This window comes from Burkholderia sp. SRS-25, from assembly GCF_004343765.1.
Taxonomy (GTDB): Bacteria; Pseudomonadota; Gammaproteobacteria; order Burkholderiales; family Burkholderiaceae; genus Burkholderia; species Burkholderia contaminans.
This window is the reverse complement of sequence record NZ_PTXM01000030.1, coordinates 23,780-41,131: the sequence shown is the minus strand read 5'-3', so window position 1 is coordinate 41,131 and position 17,352 is coordinate 23,780. Positions and strand designations below refer to the sequence as shown.

At 69.0% G+C, this 17,352-nt stretch carries 13 protein-coding genes and 1 pseudogene; 8 read left to right on the top strand and 6 right to left on the bottom strand.

The features are described from left to right. Positions 1-80: 80 nt before the first annotated feature. Positions 81-1,097, bottom strand: coding sequence for a LysR substrate-binding domain-containing protein (locus C5O79_RS33665; RefSeq protein ID WP_046549816.1), 1,017 nt, complete (start codon positions 1,095-1,097; stop codon positions 81-83). Positions 1,098-1,231: 134 nt separating this feature from the next. Between C5O79_RS33665 and C5O79_RS33660 the strand changes: the two genes are divergently transcribed. The 3 genes and pseudogenes from C5O79_RS33660 (at position 1,232) to C5O79_RS33650 (ending at position 5,263) form a co-directional block, all read left to right on the top strand. Continuing rightward, positions 1,232-3,082: a sulfatase-like hydrolase/transferase gene (locus tag C5O79_RS33660; RefSeq protein ID WP_124474452.1), complete on the top strand. Its 1,851-nt coding sequence runs from the start codon at positions 1,232-1,234 to the stop codon at positions 3,080-3,082. 403 nt (positions 3,083-3,485) lie between these two features. Beyond that, positions 3,486-4,208: pseudogene (locus C5O79_RS33655) on the top strand (haloacid dehalogenase type II). Then, complete coding sequence (locus C5O79_RS33650; protein ID WP_240687934.1) at positions 4,148-5,263, top strand: hypothetical protein; 1,116 nt, start codon at positions 4,148-4,150, stop codon at positions 5,261-5,263. Before C5O79_RS33655 ends, C5O79_RS33650 begins: the two are co-directional and overlap by 61 nt. Before the next feature lie 300 nt (positions 5,264-5,563). Here C5O79_RS33650 and C5O79_RS33640 read toward each other — a convergent pair whose 3' ends face one another. Next, positions 5,564-6,523 carry a LysR family transcriptional regulator gene (locus C5O79_RS33640; RefSeq protein WP_039357318.1) on the bottom strand — a complete coding sequence of 320 codons (960 nt, stop codon included), beginning with the start codon at positions 6,521-6,523 and terminating at the stop codon, positions 5,564-5,566. 158 nt (positions 6,524-6,681) lie between these two features. Here C5O79_RS33640 and C5O79_RS33635 point away from each other — a divergent pair, with 158 nt between their 5' ends. From C5O79_RS33635 to mmsB, 3 genes are all read left to right on the top strand, one after another. Then, complete coding sequence (locus tag C5O79_RS33635) at positions 6,682-8,001, top strand: MFS transporter (RefSeq protein WP_131932126.1); 1,320 nt, start codon at positions 6,682-6,684, stop codon at positions 7,999-8,001. Between the two features lie 112 nt (positions 8,002-8,113). Continuing rightward, a complete protein-coding gene (locus C5O79_RS33630; RefSeq protein WP_131932124.1) occupies positions 8,114-9,640 on the top strand; it encodes a CoA-acylating methylmalonate-semialdehyde dehydrogenase in 1,527 nt (508 codons plus the stop codon). Positions 9,641-9,656: 16 nt separating this feature from the next. Further along, positions 9,657-10,547, top strand: coding sequence for a 3-hydroxyisobutyrate dehydrogenase (gene mmsB, locus C5O79_RS33625; RefSeq protein WP_131932122.1), 891 nt, complete (start codon positions 9,657-9,659; stop codon positions 10,545-10,547). 119 nt (positions 10,548-10,666) lie between these two features. Here mmsB and C5O79_RS33620 read toward each other — a convergent pair whose 3' ends face one another. The 4 genes from C5O79_RS33620 to C5O79_RS33605 form a co-directional block, all read right to left on the bottom strand. After that, a complete protein-coding gene (locus tag C5O79_RS33620; protein ID WP_046550008.1) occupies positions 10,667-10,999 on the bottom strand; it encodes a hypothetical protein in 333 nt (110 codons plus the stop codon). Between the two features lie 234 nt (positions 11,000-11,233). Next, entirely contained in the window at positions 11,234-13,648 is a 2,415-nt protein-coding gene (locus C5O79_RS33615; protein ID WP_122475431.1) for a c-type cytochrome, read from the bottom strand. Further along, positions 13,638-14,141, bottom strand: a complete 504-nt coding sequence (locus tag C5O79_RS33610; protein ID WP_039370125.1) for a (2Fe-2S)-binding protein — start codon at positions 14,139-14,141, stop codon at positions 13,638-13,640. The genes C5O79_RS33615 and C5O79_RS33610 overlap by 11 nt, the downstream gene beginning before the upstream one ends. Positions 14,142-14,285: 144 nt before the next feature. Beyond that, positions 14,286-15,443 (bottom strand): FAD-dependent monooxygenase, encoded by a 1,158-nt coding sequence (locus C5O79_RS33605; RefSeq protein WP_122475430.1) that lies wholly within the window; start codon positions 15,441-15,443, stop codon positions 14,286-14,288. 298 nt (positions 15,444-15,741) lie between these two features. Here C5O79_RS33605 and C5O79_RS33600 point away from each other — a divergent pair, with 298 nt between their 5' ends. Continuing rightward, positions 15,742-16,494 (top strand): Asp/Glu racemase, encoded by a 753-nt coding sequence (locus C5O79_RS33600; RefSeq protein WP_047850217.1) that lies wholly within the window; start codon positions 15,742-15,744, stop codon positions 16,492-16,494. Positions 16,495-16,521: 27 nt separating this feature from the next. Next, the gene (locus C5O79_RS33595; RefSeq protein WP_122475429.1) at positions 16,522-17,352 is read left to right on the top strand and encodes an alpha/beta hydrolase; all 831 of its coding nucleotides are present in this window, start codon (positions 16,522-16,524) and stop codon (positions 17,350-17,352) included.

The window sequence follows — 17,352 nt, the reverse complement described above, 5'->3', positions numbered from 1 at the left end:
CCACGGCAACGCCGAGGGTGGTGCGCGGCGAGCATGCAAACCGTTCGTCAGAGTGCGGCGGCGCCCGGCTCCGTCCGCATTCATGCCATCGCGCCGGGCTCCGTGCGCGTCACGGCCTTCAATGCATCGATCGCAGCCGTGACCGACACGCCCGCGGGCGCCGCATACAGCGCGCCGACCGTTTCCGGCATCGTCGACAGCTTCAGCGGCAGCCGGCCGACCCGCTCCCCTGAGCGCAGGGCCAGCTCGAACGCGCGGGCCGACTGCACGAACAGGCAAGGCGACTGCTCGGCCACCGCGCGGTTGGTCTGCCATGACACCGATTCCATCAGCACGGGCGGTGGCGGCAAGCCCGCATTCGCGAACTCGGCGTCCAGCGCCGTGCGCGCGGGCGACCCGAGCGGGGGCGCGATCCACGGAAACGCGGCCGCGTCGCGCCAGTTGATCCGCGCACGCCTGAGCAGCGGATGGCGCGGCCCGCACACGACGATCATGTCGTCGCGGTACAGCGGCGCGACGTCGAGCCCTGCGTTCAGCGCCGATGCGTCGAGCCGGCACACGAGCAGGTCGAGCTCGTGGCGCTGCGCCTGCGCGAGCATCCGGTCGAGCGTGTCCTCGCGCACGTTGAGCTGCACGGGGCGGCCGGCTTCCCGCAGCCACGCCAGCGCGCCCGGAATCAGTTGCGGCGCCATGTTCGGCAGCAGGCCGATCGACACCGGGCGGCCGGTGCCGGTACGCAACGCGTCGAACGCGGGCGCGACGCCGCGCATGTCGGTCAGCACGCGGCCGATGCATTCGAGCAGCGCATCGCCGTACGCGGTCGGCGCGACGCGCCGCGACGTGCGTTCGAACAGCGGCAGGCCGAGTGACTCCTCGAGCTCGCGCAGCCATTTCGACAGCGCGGGCTGCGTGATCGACGCGGCCTCGGCCGTGCGCGCGAAGCTGCGCGTGCGCCCGAGCGAGTCCAGCGTTTCCATGTCGCGCACGCGCAGCCGGCGCAGCGCCTGCGCGATGCGCTGCTCGTGGGCCGGCGCGCCGGGCGGCGCGAGCGGTTCCGGCCGCGTGCGGCGGGCCGGGCCACGTGGGTCGTAGGTCATGGGCGCCTCCGGCATTCATGTTCGTCAGGTTATCGATCGACCCTGATCTTTCATCGATCGATACGCGATCCTGCCGCATAGTCGTCCGCATGAAAACCCCCGGCGCGAGCCGGCATGACCAGGAGACAGCCGACGTGAAAGACGATCAGGACACCCCCGCCGCCGAACCCACCCCGCGGCGCCAGTTCCTCAAGCTGGCCGGCGCGGCGGTCGCGGCGGCCGGCTTCGGCGCCGATGCGCTGGCCGCGAACACGCCGCCCGCCGCACCGCTTGCCGCCAACACGGGCGTCGATCCCGCGCCCGCGTTCCACGGCGCGACGAGCGCACCTGCAGCTCCGCCCGCCGGCTACAACATCCTGTTCATCCTGACCGACCAGGAACGCCACTTCGACCGCTGGCCGTTCCCGGTGCCCGGCCGCGAAGCGCTGCGCCGCGACGGCATCACGTTCATGCACCACCAGATCGCCGCGTGCGTGTGCTCGCCGTCGCGCTCGACGGTCTACACGGGGCAGCACATCCAGCACACCGGCGTGCTCGACAACGCGGGCGTGCCCTGGCAGAAGGACATGTCGCCGGACGTGCGCACCGTCGGCCACATGCTGCGCGACGCCGGCTACTACGCCGCGTATCTCGGCAAGTGGCACCTGAGCGCATCGATGCACGAAACCGCGAGCCCGTACACGGCACCCGTGGCCGACTACAACCGCACGATCCGGTCGTACGGCTTCGACGACTATTTCGGCGTGGGCGACCTGATCGGGATGGTGCGCGGCGGCTACCAGTACGACGGGATCACGGCCGAGGCGGCGGTGAGCTGGATGCGCAACCACGCGCCGCGTCTCGCGAAGGAAGGCAAGCCGTGGTTCCTCGCGGTGAACCTGGTGAACCCGCACGATGCGATGTTCGTGAACACCGACACGAACGGCTCGACGGTGCAGGACGCGAACCACCCGATGCTCGGCAACGCGCCCCCGCCGAATGACGCGCTGTATCGCACGTCTTGGCACGACGTGCCGCTCGCGGCATCGCGGCGTCAGCCGTACGACGAACCGGGGCGGCCGCCGGCGCACGGGATGTTCAACGCCGCGCATGCGAACCTCGTCGGGCGCTATCCGTTCACCGACGAACGCCTGCGCATCTATCAGGACAACTACTTCAACTGCGTGCGCGACTGCGACACGCACGTCGTGCGCCTGTTGCAGTCGCTGCAGTCGCTCGGCCTCGACGAACGCACGATCGTCGTGATGACGGCCGACCACGGCGACCACGTCGGCGCGCACCAGCTCGTCGGCAAGGGTGCAACCGCGTACCAGCCGCAGAACCACGTGCCGCTCGTGATCCGCCATCCCGCCTATCCGGGCGGCATGCAGTGCGATGCACTGACGTCGCACATCGACATCGCGCCGACGCTGCTCGGGCTCACCGGTCTCGACGATGCACGCCTCGCATCGATTCGCGGCAGCGCGCTGAAGGGGCACGACCTCACGCGCTGGCTCGCGAAGCCCACCGAAGCGAAGCTGCACGCGGCCCGTGACGCCACGCTGTTCAACTACGCGATGCTGCTCTACTACGACAGCGAATGGATGCTGAAGGAGCTCGGCACGATGCGCCAGAAAGGCGTGCCGGAGGACGAGCTGCTGCGCCGCGCGCTCGCGCAGCAGCCCGATTTCCGGTTGCGCGGCACGATCCGCAGCGTGTTCGACGGCCGCTACCGGTTCACGCGCTATTTCTCGCCGCTCGAATTCAACCGGCCGACGACGATGGAGGGCCTGTTCGCGCGCAACGACGTCGAGCTGTTCGATATCGCGAGCGATCCGGGCGAGATGCGCAATCTCGCGATGGACCGGAAGCGGCATGGCGAGCGGCTGCTCGCGATGAACGACCGCCTGAACGACCTGATCGCGAGCGAAGTCGGCGACGACAGACCCGACGTCATGCCGATCCGCGACGGCAAGGTGCAGGTGCAGATCCGCAAGTGGCATTGAACGCGGCCGGCCGTCTTCCGGAACCGGCATCGGCACGCCGCGCCGACGCTTCGTGCCCGCAGGCCGGCCATCCGCGCGGCGCTCAGCCGTTCGACGAATGGTAGAGAGCGGTCCGGTGCAGCGATATCGGCTTATTGCGGGTTGTCGGAAAATTGCGTCCGGAGTAACCCGAGCCAGGGCGGTCGGACGGGGGGCGCGAAGGATTCCGGATGCGTCACCCGCGAATCTCGCAGGCCGCCAACGTCCAGGGGACAGTTCACGCGCGACGTTGCCTGGCCGTTCGACATGGCGACCGTCCAGACCGTCTTTTCGTATCCGTGATTCAATGACGATCGAACCGGCGTCGCGCATTCCGGCGGCACGGCGATTCGCCACCTCATCGATCGACCCTCACTGGATCACCATGACGAACCCTGCCGAAATCAAGGCGCTCGTTTTCGATGTCTTCGGAACGATCGTCGACTGGAGAAGCGGCGTCGCACGCGGCGCCGCCGCGTTCCTCGACCGCTATGCCCCCGCGCTCGACCCGCTCGAATTCGCCGATGCGTGGCGGGCCGAATATTCGCCGTCGATGGAAGAAATCCGCAGCGGGCGCCGCCGCTACGTGCGGCTCGACGTCCTGCACCGCGAGAACCTGGTCCGCACGCTCGACCGCTACGGGATCGACGACGTGCCCGACGCCGACATCGATGCGCTCAACCTCGCGTGGCACAGCCTCGACCCGTGGCCCGACGCCGTCGCGGCGCTGCAACGGCTGAAGCGACGCTACATCATCGCGCCGCTGTCGAACGGCAACATCCGGCTGATGGTCGACGTCGCGAAACGCGCGGGGCTGCCGTGGGATGCGATTCTCGGTGCGGAAGTCGTCCGCGCGTACAAGCCGTCGCCGCAGGTGTAAAGCGACACCGTCGAGATTCTCGGGGTCGAACCGGCCGAGCTGTGCCTGGTCGCCGCGCACAACGGCGATCTCGCGGCCGCACGCCGGCAGGGACTGTCGACCGCGTTCGTGCTGCGTCCGACCGAACACGGACCCGGCCAGACGACCGACCTGAAAGCCGACGATGCGTGGGACTTCGACGTCAGGGACCTGAACGAACTCGCGGACCGGCTAGGCTGCCCGGGTTGAATACCGGGTTCCGGTGCGCGATCGCGGCACTGCCGGCCGCGATGCAGGGTCGGCAGAACGAAGCGCTGACCGCGTCGGGCGCGCCACTGGTAGACTCCGCAAACCCTGTCCCGTCGCGGCCGCCTACCCCTATGTCGTCACCCCTGCGTCTTGTCGAAGGCAAACTGACCGCGATGCGCTTTCTCGAGCGCCCCGACCAAGGTACGGCCGGCAGCCGCCAGGTGCAGCCCGTCGACCCCGAAGCCCGCAAGAAATCGCTCGGCTACTGGTTCACGCACAACGTGGTGCCGATCATGGCAGCACTCACCGGCAACGGGGCCGCGGCCAACGCGCTGGTGTTTCAGCAAACCGACGAAGACCTCATCCTGGCCCGGTTGAACGCCGCGGCCGACAAGGTCGAGCATCCGGCGACGTGGTCATACGCGAACCTGCGCGAGACCAAAACCTTCGTCTCGGAAAACGCATTCGTGACCGTCGGGAAAAACGGCAAGATCCTGTTCGCGAAGCTTCCGGCGGAAATCGAAATCGGCGGCGAGTCGTACCGCGGGTTCCTGGGCGGGCAGTGTTTCGACGTCGGCGATGACGTGGTTGCCGTGGTCGATCGCCACGGCCGCCTGTTCGCGCTGTCGTCTCCCGACCGGCACCGCATGGTCCTGGATCACGCGTGCAGCGACACGGGGCTGGCCGGCCTCACGCACAGCCTGTGGCTGGCGTGGAAATGGATGTTCATCGGCATGAACTGCCTGCTGATCCCGATCATGATCCTGGTGCTGTGGACCAGCAACGGCGGCTTTTCCGACCTGGGTATCGATCTGGCCATGCTGCTGGGTGGCCCGCTCGCGGTGGGCGTCCTGCTCGCGCTGATCCTGGGCGTGCGGCTGTCGTGGTCCGACTGGCTGCCGGCGTGGCGCACGTCGAGCATCTTGAAGGCGCTGGGCCGGCCGGATCTGTGCACGCTCGATTTCCTCGATACGCGCACCGAGGCCGAACGCAACGGCCAGATGCGCGACACAGATATCGGGCAAATCTATTACGCACCCGCGCCCAGGGCCTAGCGCGCCGGCGCCATCTCGCCCGCCTGCCCCTGCGCCGCCATCGCGAGATGCCGCCAGTTGCGGACCGCATACCGGTGCGCCTGCTGCAACGCGAGCCACAACCCGATCTGCCGGACCGGCTTGAAAAGGCCGCGTGCACTGAACGCGGTGCGCCAGCACCCACACCGGCCACTGCTGCGGATTCCCGCGCGCCCAGATCTGCGTTTCCCCGATAACCGGCCGGATCTTCGTCGGCCGTTTTTTCGTCCAGATCGATCACATCGTCGCCGTCGCCACCGCAACAGCCCCCCCCTCGCTCCGCTATTCCGGCTCGCCGACGAATCTCAGCTTCCCCGACTCCCCCGACAGCAGTGCGCGGTTCGCATCCGCCGCCGCACGCAGGTAATCCCACAGCGCGGTCACGCGCCGCAGCTTGCGCAGATCCTCGCGGCACGTCAGCCAGAAGCACCGCGTGACGACCACGTCGTCCGGCAACACCGGCACCAGCGCCGGCTGCGTGGCCGCCATGAAGCACGGCAGGATCGCCAGCCCGCCGCCCTGCAGCGCCGCGAAATACTGCGCGATCACGCTCGTCGTGCGCAGCCCGGCCGTCGCGCCCGGCACCGCGCGGTCCAGGTACAGCAATTCGTTGCTGAATGCGAGATCGTCGACGTAGCTGATGAACGCGTGCTGCGCGAGATCGTCCGTGCACGTAATCGGCGCGTGGTTCGCGAGATAGTCGCGCGTCGCGTAGAGCCGCAACTGGTAGTCGCACAGCTTGGTGACCACGTAAGGCCCGCGCTCGGGCCGCTCGAGCGTGATCGCCAGGTCCGCCTCGCGCTTGGGCAGGTTGACGAAATGCGGCACCGGCAGCAGGTCGACCGTCACGTGCGGATGCTCGGCGCGAAACTGCGCGAGCTGCGGCGCGAGAAAAAAGCAGCCGAACCCTTCCGTCGACCCGATCCGCACATGGCCCGACAGCGCCTCGCCCGTATTCGCGACCTGGTCGCACGCGGACTGCACGGTCGTCTCCATCGCGTCCGCATACGCGACGAGCCGCTGCCCTTCGGCCGTCAGCGTGAAGCCGCCGGAACGCGACTTGTCGAACAGCAGCGTGCCCATCGCGGCCTCGAGCGCGCGAATGCGCCGCGCGACGGTCGTGTAGTCGACGCCCAGCCGCTTCGCGGCGCCGCTCGCGCGCTGCGTGCGCGCGACTTCGAGGAAAAAGCGCAGGTCGTCCCAGTTCAGGTTGCCGGAAACCGGCTCGGTGGCGTGTCGCATCGGCGATGGGAAAAAAGGGCTGGAGTCTCCGGGCCGGCCGTCGATATGCATAAATGCACATCCAACCGGTTTCTTTATCGGTACATCATGAATCTGCGCATAACTATACTCGACCGTGACCTGCGGACCACGAGCCGCGGCACCACCACGGAGACACCATGCAGACCCGATCCACCCTCGATGAGCATGCGACCATCGCGGCGCCGGCGCCCGAGCGCACCGCGAAGCACTACCTGCTGGCCGGCTGGGCCAGCATGGCCGGCACCACGATCGAGTGGTACGACTTCTTCCTCTACGGCACCGCCGCCGCCCTCGTCTTCAATCGCATCTTCTTCCCGTCGCTGGACCCGGTCGTCGGCACGCTCGCCGCGTTCGGCACGTTCGCGGTCGGCTTCATCGGGCGGCCGATGGGCGGCATCGTGTTCGGCCACTTCGGCGACCGCATCGGCCGCAAGTCGATGCTGATGATCACGCTGCTGCTGATGGGCGTGCCGAGCATGATCATCGGGCTGATCCCGTCGTACGACAGCATCGGCTACTGGGCCGCCGCGCTGCTGATCGCAATGCGCTTCCTGCAGGGGATGGCCGTCGGCGGCGAATGGGGCGGCGCGGTGCTGATGGCCGTCGAGCACGCGCCGAAGGGCCGCAAGGGACTGTTCGGCAGCCTGCCGCAGACGGGCGTCGGGCTCGGCCTGATCCTGTCGTCGGTCGCGATGGCCGCGGTGGCCGCGCTGCCGGAAGCCGACATGCTGTCGTGGGGCTGGCGCGTGCCGTTCCTCGCGAGCATCGCGCTCGTCGGCCTCGGCTGGTTCATCCGCGCGAAGGTGCCCGAATCGCCCGACTTCGAGAAGATGCAGCGCCAGGGCAAGGCCGAGAAATCGCCGGTGACGGCCGCGCTGCGCCGTCATCCGCGCGAGGTGCTGACGATCGTCGGCGCGCGCGCCGCCGAGAACACCTGGTTCTACATGGTCGTCACGTTCGCGCTCGCTTACGCGACGCAGCAGCTGCACCTGCCGAAGGCCGAGATGCTGCACGCGATCACGGCCGGCGCGGCGCTGTCGCTCGTCACGATGCCGCTGTGCGGCCATCTGAGCGACCGCATCGGCCAGCGCCGGATGTTCGCGATCGGCCTCGTGCTGATGTGCGCGTTCGCCGCGCCGTTCTTCATGATGCTCGGCACGCAGCAGACGTCGTACGCGTGGTGGGCGATCGTGCTCGGCCTCGGCGTCGTGTTCCCGATCCTTTACGCACCGGAATCGCTGCTGTTCGCGCAGCAGTTCCCCGCGGAAATCCGCTACAGCGGCATCTCGCTGTCGGTGCAGCTGGCCGGCGTGATCGGCGGCGGCTTCGCGCCGATGATCGCGACGTCGCTGCTCAAGGCCGGCGGCGGCCAGCCGCACTACGTGATCGCGTACCTCGTCGGCTTCGGCGTGTTCGCGCTCATGTGCACCGCGTTGATGCGACCGGCACGCACCTGAGCACGCCGGCCTACATTCGATCGATTTCAGTTCGGCCTGCTACCCGCCGCGCATCCATGCGCGGCGGAAGCAGACACCCTTTTCATCGTCACACCGCTTTACGGAGACATCCATGAACGCCGCAGTTCCCCAGACCACCCTCGCCCTGCCCACCGCCAAGCTGCTGATCGACGGCGCGTTCGTCGAATCGCAAAGCGCCGAATGGGGCGACATCGTCAACCCGGCGACGCAGGAAGTGATCGGCCGCGTGCCGTTTGCGACGCTCGACGAGGTCGATGCCGCGATCGCGTCCGCGCAGCGCGCGTTCCAGACGTGGAAGACGACGCCGATCGGCGCGCGGCTGCGCATCATGCTGAAATTCCAGGATCTCGTGCGCCGCAACCTCGAACGGATCGCGCACACGTTGACGGCCGAGCAAGGCAAGACGCTGCCCGACGCGCAGGGCGACATTTTCCGCGGCCTCGAAGTGGTCGAGCACGCATGCTCGATCGGCACGCTGCAGCAAGGCGAATTCGCGGAGAACGTCGCGGGCGGCGTCGATACCTACACGCTGCGCCAGCCGATCGGCGTGTGCGCGGGCATCACGCCGTTCAACTTCCCCGGCATGATCCCGCTGTGGATGTTCCCGATGGCGATCGTGTGCGGCAACACGTTCGTGCTGAAGCCGTCGGAGCAGGACCCGCTGTCGACGATGCAGCTCGTCGAACTCGCGATCGAGGCCGGCGTGCCGCAAGGCGTGCTGAACGTCGTGCACGGCGGCAAGACGGTGGTCGACCGGCTCTGCACGCACCCGGACATCAAGGCGATCTCGTTCGTCGGCTCGACGCGCGTCGGCACGCACGTGTACAACCTCGGCAGCCAGCACGGCAAGCGCGTGCAGTCGATGATGGGCGCGAAGAACCACGCGGTCGTGCTGCCCGATGCGCACCGCGAGCAGTCGATCAACGCGCTCGTCGGCGCGGGCTTCGGCGCGGCCGGCCAGCGCTGCATGGCGACGTCGGTCGTCGTGCTGGTCGGCAAGGCGCGCGACTGGCTGCCCGAACTCGTCGAGAAGGCGAAGGCGCTGAAGATCAACGCGGGCCACGAGCCGGGTACCGATGTCGGCCCGGTCGTGTCGAAGGCCGCGCATGCGCGCATCACCGCGCTGATCGACGAAGGCGTGAATGCCGGCGCGAAGCTCGAACTCGACGGCCGCAACGTGAAGGTGCCCGGCTACGAGCAGGGCAACTTCGTCGGCCCGACGATCTTCTCGGGCGTGACGACCGACATGTCGATCTACACGGAAGAAATCTTCGGGCCGGTGGTGGTCGTGCTCGAAGCCGACACGCTCGATGAAGCGATCGCGCTCGTCAACCGCAACCCGATGGGCAACGGCGTCGGCCTGTTCACGCAGAGCGGCGCGGCCGCACGCAAGTTCCAGAGCGAGATCGACATCGGCCAGGTCGGCATCAACATCCCGATCCCGGTGCCGGTGCCCTACTTCAGCTTCACCGGCTCGCGCGGCTCGAAGCTCGGCGATCTCGGCCCGTACGGCAAGCAGGTCGTGCAGTTCTATACGCAGACCAAGACGGTCACCGCGCGCTGGTTCGACGACGACGCGACGGCCGGTGGCGTGAACACGACGATCGCGCTGCGCTGACCCACGGAGCCTGACCATGGAAATTGCATTCATCGGACTCGGCAACATGGGCGGCCCGATGGCCGCCAACCTGCTGAAAGCCGGCCACGCACTGACGGTGTTCGACCTCGACGCGCACGCGGTCGACGTCGCAGTGCGCGCCGGCGCGACGGCCGCCGGCTCACCGCGCGAAGCGGCCGCACGCGGCGCCATCGTGATCACGATGCTGCCGGCCGCGCAGCACGTGCGCGCGGTCTATCTCGGCGATGATGGCGTGCTGGCCGGCACACGCGCCGGCGCTGCGCTGATCGACTGCAGCACGATCGATCCGTGCACCGTGCGCGCGGTGGCCGACGCCGCCGCGCAACGCGGCTTCCCGCTCGCCGACGCGCCCGTGTCGGGCGGCACCGGCGGTGCGCAGGCCGGCACGCTGACCTTCATGGTCGGCGCGGACACCGCGCTGTTCGAGCGCATCCGCCCCGTGCTGCTCGACATGGGCAAGAACGTCGTGCAGTGCGGCGGCACGGGCACCGGGCAAATCGCGAAGATCTGCAACAACCTGCTGCTCGGGATCTCGATGATGGGCGTATCGGAAGCGATGGCGCTCGGCGCGGCGCTCGGGATCGATCCGGCCGTGCTGGCCGGCATCATCAATACGTCGACCGGCCGCTGCTGGAGCTCGGACACTTACAACCCGTATCCGGGCGTGAGCGACACCGCGCCGGCCGCGCGCGGCTACGCGGGCGGGTTCGCGGCGAACCTGATGCTGAAGGATCTCGGGCTCGCGACCGAAGCGGCGCGCAGCGCCCACCAGCCGGTGTGGATGGGCGCGCTCGCTCAGCAGCTCTATCAGTCGATGAGCCAGCAGGGGCTCGGCACGCTCGACTTCTCCGCGTGCGTGAAACTGTACGAGGCGCAGCCGGCGTAACCGCCGCCTGCACCGGACGTGCGCCGACCCGCGATGCGCCTGAACGGCATCGCGGGTCGTTTTGCATGCGGGGGAAGGAAAACGCGCGGCAGAGGCGGTGCGTCAACGCCGCCCGTCGCTCAACCGCGCGGGTTCGACGCCGTCTCGAAGGTCGGATGGCACTCGAACGCGAGTTCGGAGCGCGCGCCGACACGGCTGCCGCTGGTCAGCGATTCCTGCTTCATGCTCGCGCGCATGCCGCGCTGCGTGCAGTAGTTGGTGGCCTCGTCGACGGCCTTCGTATGGGCATCGGCCCACGTCGTCGACACGCCGACCGTGCGCGTCGTCACGGTATACACGTTCGGGTTCGACGTCGCGGTCACGTCGGAAGCGGTCGAACACGCGGCGAGCAAGCATACGGCAGCCGCGACGGTCAACCATCGAAAGGTTCGAAAGGAAACTGGAGTGGACATGGGGGCAGGCGCGCGCCGTTCGACGCGCATTGAGCAACATAGGCGCCATTATGCCCGCTCGATCGCCGGAGATCATGCCCCTTTCGGTGAACACATTGTTTCGAATGGTTAAACGATGATGAAAATGGGGCAATATTTCCGCCCCATTCCGGGCCAGATCGCGCCAACGGGTAGTTTTGCCCGGTCGCCGATCGCCCGTCGGCCACCTCTCGCAGCCCTTTGCCTGGCGGCCGATCAGTGCGCGGCTGCCTGCCGGATCCTGGCCGACGCTTCCGCCAGGTTCCGCCACGCCGGCTGCCCCGGCGCGTAGCGCGCGCGGATATACGCGGCCAGCTCGGCCATCTGCCGGTCGTCGAATGCGTCGCCGAAGCCCGGCATGTAGCCGAGTTCGCCGGTCGCCGGCTGGTCGATCCCGTGATGCAGCACGCGCAGCAGGTTGTCCGGCGCGGCCTGGCTGACGCTCGTGTTGAGCCCCATCAGCGGGCGTACGCCGAAATGCCCGACGCCGCCCGATTCCGCGTGACAGACCGCACACGCGGCGTCGAACGCCCGGCGGCCGTTTTCGAGGCCGAGCGTCGCAACGGCTTCCGCGCCGCGCGCCTGCCGGGCGGCCGCGTCGGCGGCGACCGCTGCGTCGACGGGCGGCGACAGCGACGCGAGATAGTGCGCGATCGCCTGGACGTCGGCCTCGGGCAGCGACGCGAGCCCCGCGACGACGGGCGCCATCGGCCCGGCCGCGACGCCATGCTGCGCGGAGAAGCCCGTGCGCAGGTAATCGAACAGCGCGCCCTCGGTCCACGGCACCGGCGAAGCCGGCGACGCGACGAGCGGCGGCGCGACCCACCCCTCGGCCTCGCCGCCCGACAGGTACGCCAACCCGCCCTTCTCCGCCCCCAGCGCGTTGCGCGGCGTATGGCACGCGCCGCAATGCCCGGCGCCGTCGACCAGATACTTGCCGCGATTCCACATCGCGGAGCGCGCCGGGTCCGGCGCGAAGGGCCGCGCATCGTGAAACAGCCAGTTCCAGCCGGCGACGAGGCGCCGCTGGTCGAGCGGGAACGGCAGCTTCGTCTTCGGCGGCACGTGTTTCACCGGCGGCTGCGACATCAGGTACGCATAGAGCGCGAGCAGGTCGGGCTCGCTCAGCTTCGCGAACGCCGTGTACGGGAACGCCGGGTACAGGTGCGTGCCGTCGCGCGAGATGCCTTCGCGCATCGCGCGCGCAAATGCCGGATACGACCACGTGCCGATGCCGGTTTCCGGATCGGGCGTGAGGTTCGTCGTATGGATCGTGCCGAACGGCGTATCGAGCGCGAGCCCGCCCGCGTTGGCCGCGCCGCCGGGCGCCGTGTGGCACACCGCGCAGTCGCCGGCGAGGGCGACCAAGCGGCCGCGCTCGAGCGTCGCCGCGCTCCACATCGCGCCGTCCGCGCCGCCGGGCGCAACGGGTGCGATCGGCGCGAAGCCCGGCAGGATCGCGCAGGCGAGGCCGATCAGCCCGCCGACCACCCCGCCCACGCCGCCGCCGGCCAGCCAGCGGCGCCAGCGCGATGCGCGACGCGGGTCGCCGCGCCCCGCTTCGGCGAAATCGGCCGGCACCGGTTGCGCGAGCGCCGCGCGAATGCGCCCGGCGTCGAACGGCGGTGCGCGAAACCGCACGCCCGTCGCGTCGTACAGTGCGTTCGCGATCGCCGCCGCCGCAGGCGCCGCCGCCTGCTCGATCCGGCGCGCGTCGTGCACCGACAGCTCGCCGTGCGCGCGATGGGCCGTGTCGTCGAACGCAATCAGTTCGTGAGCGATCGCATCCGGCTGCGCCCCCCTGCCGGTTTCGTCGTGCGCGGGCCGCGCGGACAGGCGCGCGCCCATCACGCGCGAAATCGCCGCCTCGATCTGCCATGCGGGCAAGCCGGCCATCGACGCGTCGCCCGGTGCGCCGGCACCCTGCCCGGCCACGACGCGCCGCACCGCGACGTCGCCCGTCGCGCGGTCGACGTCCAGATCGACGACCCATGCGGACCAGCGCGCATCGCCGTCGCGCATCGCGTCGGCAGCCGGCGGCGGGTGGCCGGAAGACGCCGCGGCGCCATCGAAAGCAAAGCCGCGCCCGCTCAGGCGCGCATGGGCATCCGGGTCGACCGCGGCCGGCGCGCCCCACGCAGCGCGCTCACTGACCATCCGGATAATCTCGCGCGGCCCGGCGTCCCGCGCCGCATCGAGATGCTGCAGGCGCAACGCAACCGGATCGCGCCGCAACGCGCCCGCGAGTTCGTCGACGAAGGATTCGCGCGCGAACACGTGCGCGTGTCCAGGAATCGTGTGGCCGGATTCGGCGAGTTCGATCGACGTCTGCGCGTGCCGGTAGACGAACGGCTCGGTCGGGCCGGTATCCGCACGTTCCGTCTTCGCAACGTGCGGCGCGGGACGATCGTCCGTGATCGTCCGCGCGCGATAGCGCCACGTCGTCATCCGCCCGTCGGACGCAGTCCGCGTTTCGACGTCGAGCGACGCCTGCGCATCTGCGGGCGCATCGCCGATCGGCCAGGTGTAGCACGCGTGGTGTGCTCGCAATGCATCGGTGCCGACTTCATCGCGCGGCTCGGGGCGCGCCGCGCGCTCCGGCGCAACGGGCAAGCCTGTGTCAGGCTTCATCGCCGCCTCGCAGGTAGCGTGCCGCGCGATGCACGGCCCGGATGATCTCCAGGTGCGTGCCGCAGCGGCAAAGATTGAAGCGCAACGCGTCGCGGATCGCTGCGTCGTCCGGCGCGGGATGGCGGTCGAGCAGCGCCTTCGTGCTCATGATCATCCCGTTCAGGCAATAGCCGCATTGCGCGGCCTGCTCGTCGATGAACGCGCGCTGGATCGGATGCGGCGCGTCGCGCGACCCGAGCCCTTCCAGCGTCGTGACGTCGCGCCCGCTCGCGGCGGCGGCCGGCACGACACACGAACGCGTCGCCTGCCCGTCGACCAGCACCGTGCATGCGCCGCACTGCCCGAGCCCGCAGCCGTACTTTGGGCCGTTGAGCGCGCAGTCGTTGCGCAGGACCAGCAGCAGCGGCGCGTCGGGCGCGGCCTCGGCGAAGGTGTGCGGCGTGCCGTTCACGCGAAACGCCAGCGGCCGCGACGGAGAAGCGGGATGGGACATGAATGGATCCGGAATGCGGCGAGCGACCGGCAGCGGGCACTGCCGCCGGCGCGCGCCTGACATATAACACGCCGAAAACACGCGTACCGACGCAGCGGCGAACGCGACGGCGAAGCGCCGGACGGCGCGGGCGCCGCGTACGCGTCAGGCCACGGCCGCGACACTGTCGCGCGACGGCGAGACGAGCGGCACGTCGAACACGTCGTAGCCGAACACCCACGCCGGATCCTCGTTCGTGCGCAGCCACGTGTTGTTGTGCGACACGAGCTGCACCTTCGACGCGCGCGCCGCGCGATTCGCCTCGTACAACGCGAATGCGCCCGCGTAGTCGCCGACGCCGACTTCATCGAGGCAGCGTGCGAGCATCGCGGCATCCTCGATCGCCATCGCCGCGCCCTGCGCCATGTGCGGCTTCATCGGATGGCACGCGTCACCGAGCAGCACGAGGCGGCCGCGGCTCCACAACGGCAGCGGATCGCGTTCGAGCAGCGGCCACTTGGTGATCGACGGCGACACGTCGATCAGGTGCTGGATGTCGGCATGGAAACCCGCGAACGCCTCGCGCATTTCATCGCGGCTGCTGTCGACCATCGACACGCCTTCGGGCCATTCGGCCTGCGGCACGCCGGTCACGTAGTAATACTCGTCGCGCTTCTCGGTCACGTAGTAGACCATCATGTGGCGATCCTCCGACCACCACTTCACGCACATGTCGTACGGCTTGTGGCCGAGCAGCGACGCCGGGAACACCGCGCGGTGCGCGACGTAGCCCGTGTAGCGCGGCGGTTCCGCGCCGAGCAGGTGCTCGCGGATCCGCGAATTCACGCCGTCCGCGCCGATCACGATGTCGGCCGTCTCGACGCTGCCGTCGGTGAACGTCAGGCGCACCGCGTCGCCGGTGTCCTCCACCGCCGCGAGCCGCTTGCCGAAGCGGATCGTGCCGGGCGTCACCGCCTGCGTCATCAACGCATGGAAATCGCCGCGATGCACGGTCAGGTAGCGCGCGCCGTAGGCCTTGCGCGCGTAGTCGCCGAGCGGGATCTGCGCGAGCACGTCGGCCGTCTGCCAGTCGCGGCTGTACCAGTAATCCGGATGCGAACCCATCGTCTCCAGCGCGTCCTCGCAGCCGATGCGCCGCATGATCTTCATCACGTTCGGGCCGAGGTGGATGCCCGCGCCGAGGCGCGAGAACGCCGGCGCCTGCTCGTACAGCGCGACGTCGTAGCCGCCGCGCTGGAGCAGCGCCGCGGCGGCCGTGCCGCCGAGACCGGCGCCGATGATTGCGATACGGGGTGTGCTCATGCGGATCTCCTGATCGTGGGCCCGTCACCGAATACGGCACGAGAACGGGCGGATTGAATGGCGTTTATGTAGCGTACACACTCAATTTATTCAGGACAAGCGGATTGTTGTCAGCCGCACAGACATTCGGGAAAACACCAATAAATCCTCGAATACACGCGCAACAAAGCAGCAACCGCTCGATTGACATCATTTTGATCCATTGCCATTTTCAAATGTACACACTAGACTTTGCTCGACATCCGGCGATCCCGCGCCAGCGTGCCGCCCACTCTTACCGACACGGAGCCTCCCCATCATGAGCAAGACCTACCGCATCGGCCAGATCGTGCCGAGTTCCAACACGACGATGGAAACCGAGATTCCCGCGATGCTGCGGCTGCGCGAAACGATCCGCCCCGAGCGCTTCACGTACCACTCGAGCCGGATGCGGATGAAGAAGGTCGTCAAGGAGGAACTCGCGGCAATGGATGCCGAATCCGACCGCTGCGCAGTGGAACTGAGCGATGCACGCGTCGACGTGCTCGGCTACGCGTGCCTCGTCGCGATCATGGCGATGGGGCACGGCTACCACCGTGTGTCGCAGGCACGCCTGACGAAGCACACGGCGGACAACGGCGCGCAGGCGCCCGTGCTGACGAGTGCGGGCGCGCTCGTCGACGCACTGAAGGTGATCGGCGCGAAGCGGATCGTCGTCGTCGCGCCGTACATGCTGCCGCTGACCGAACTCGTGGTCGACTACATCCGCAACGAAGGCTTCGACGTGCTCGCATACCGCGCGCTGGAGATCCCCGACAACCTCGACGTCGGCCGCCACGATCCGGCGCGCCTGCCCGACATCGTGAAGACGCTGCCTTACCAGGACGCCGATGCGATCGTGCTGTCCGCCTGCGTGCAGATGCCGTCGCTGCCGGCCGTCGCGAAGGTCGAGGCGATCACGGGCAAGCCCGTGATCACGGCCGCGATCGCGACGACCTACGCAATGCTGCGCGAGCTCGACCTCGAGCCGATCGTGCCCGGCGCCGGCGCGCTGCTGTCCGGCGCGTACTGAGCGCGGCCCTTTCGACGGAGTCCCTTCATGCCCTCGACTTTCCTGTATGGCGCGAACATCCGCGCGAACGGCATCCGCCAGCACTACCTGCGCTACGGCGGCGCGACCGGCGAACGCGCGTCGCGCCCGGCGATCATGCTGATTCCCGGCATCACGAGCCCCGCGATCACGTGGGGTTTCGTCGGCGAAACATTCGGCGCGGCGTTCGATACCTACGTGCTCGACGTGCGCGGCCGCGGGCTGTCCGACGCGTCGCCGTCGCTCGACTACAGCCTCGATGCGCAGGCCGACGACATCGCGGCGCTCGTCGCCGCGCTCGGCCTGCCGCGCACCAGCCTCGTCGGCCATTCGATGGGCGCGCGGATCGCCGCGCGCGCCGCGCGTCGCGGCATCCACGGGCTCGAATCGGTCGTGCTCGTCGATCCGCCCGTGTCGGGCCCGAACCGCCGCGACTATCCGGGCAAGCTGCCGTGGTACATCGACTCGATGGCGCTCGCGCGCGCCGGCACCGACGCCGAAGGCATGCGCGCGTTCTGCCCGACCTGGACGGACGCCGAGCTGCAGTTGCGCGCCGAATGGCTGCATACCTGCGACGAGCGCGCGGTGCGCGCGTCGTACGAAGGCTTTCATGCCGACGATTTCCACGCGGACGCCGCGCAACTGGCCGTGCCGTCGCTGCTGATCACGGCCGAACGCGGCGACGTGGTGCGCGACGACGACGTCGCCGAACTGCAGCGCGCGACACCGTCGATGCGGCACGTGCGCGTGCCCGGCGCCGGCCACATGATTCCGTGGGACAACGCACCGGGCTTCTACGCGGCGTTCGGCGACTTCCTCGGCGCGCCGCTCGCAGCCTGA

What these genes read in the sequence shown, in the direction of transcription:
- C5O79_RS33665 (WP_046549816.1), bottom strand. Translation starts at nt 1,097, where the DNA reads ATGACCTACGACCCACGTGGCCCGGCCCGCCGCACGCGGCCGGAACCG.
- C5O79_RS33640 (WP_039357318.1), bottom strand. Translation starts at nt 6,523, where the DNA reads ATGCGACACGCCACCGAGCCGGTTTCCGGCAACCTGAACTGGGACGAC.
- C5O79_RS33635 (WP_131932126.1), top strand. Translation starts at nt 6,682, where the DNA reads ATGCAGACCCGATCCACCCTCGATGAGCATGCGACCATCGCGGCGCCG.
- C5O79_RS33630 (WP_131932124.1), top strand. Translation starts at nt 8,114, where the DNA reads ATGAACGCCGCAGTTCCCCAGACCACCCTCGCCCTGCCCACCGCCAAG.
- mmsB (WP_131932122.1), top strand. Translation starts at nt 9,657, where the DNA reads ATGGAAATTGCATTCATCGGACTCGGCAACATGGGCGGCCCGATGGCC.
- C5O79_RS33620 (WP_046550008.1), bottom strand. Translation starts at nt 10,999, where the DNA reads ATGTCCACTCCAGTTTCCTTTCGAACCTTTCGATGGTTGACCGTCGCG.
- C5O79_RS33615 (WP_122475431.1), bottom strand. Translation starts at nt 13,648, where the DNA reads ATGAAGCCTGACACAGGCTTGCCCGTTGCGCCGGAGCGCGCGGCGCGC.
- C5O79_RS33610 (WP_039370125.1), bottom strand. Translation starts at nt 14,141, where the DNA reads ATGTCCCATCCCGCTTCTCCGTCGCGGCCGCTGGCGTTTCGCGTGAAC.
- C5O79_RS33605 (WP_122475430.1), bottom strand. Translation starts at nt 15,443, where the DNA reads ATGAGCACACCCCGTATCGCAATCATCGGCGCCGGTCTCGGCGGCACG.
- C5O79_RS33600 (WP_047850217.1), top strand. Translation starts at nt 15,742, where the DNA reads ATGAGCAAGACCTACCGCATCGGCCAGATCGTGCCGAGTTCCAACACG.
- C5O79_RS33595 (WP_122475429.1), top strand. Translation starts at nt 16,522, where the DNA reads ATGCCCTCGACTTTCCTGTATGGCGCGAACATCCGCGCGAACGGCATC.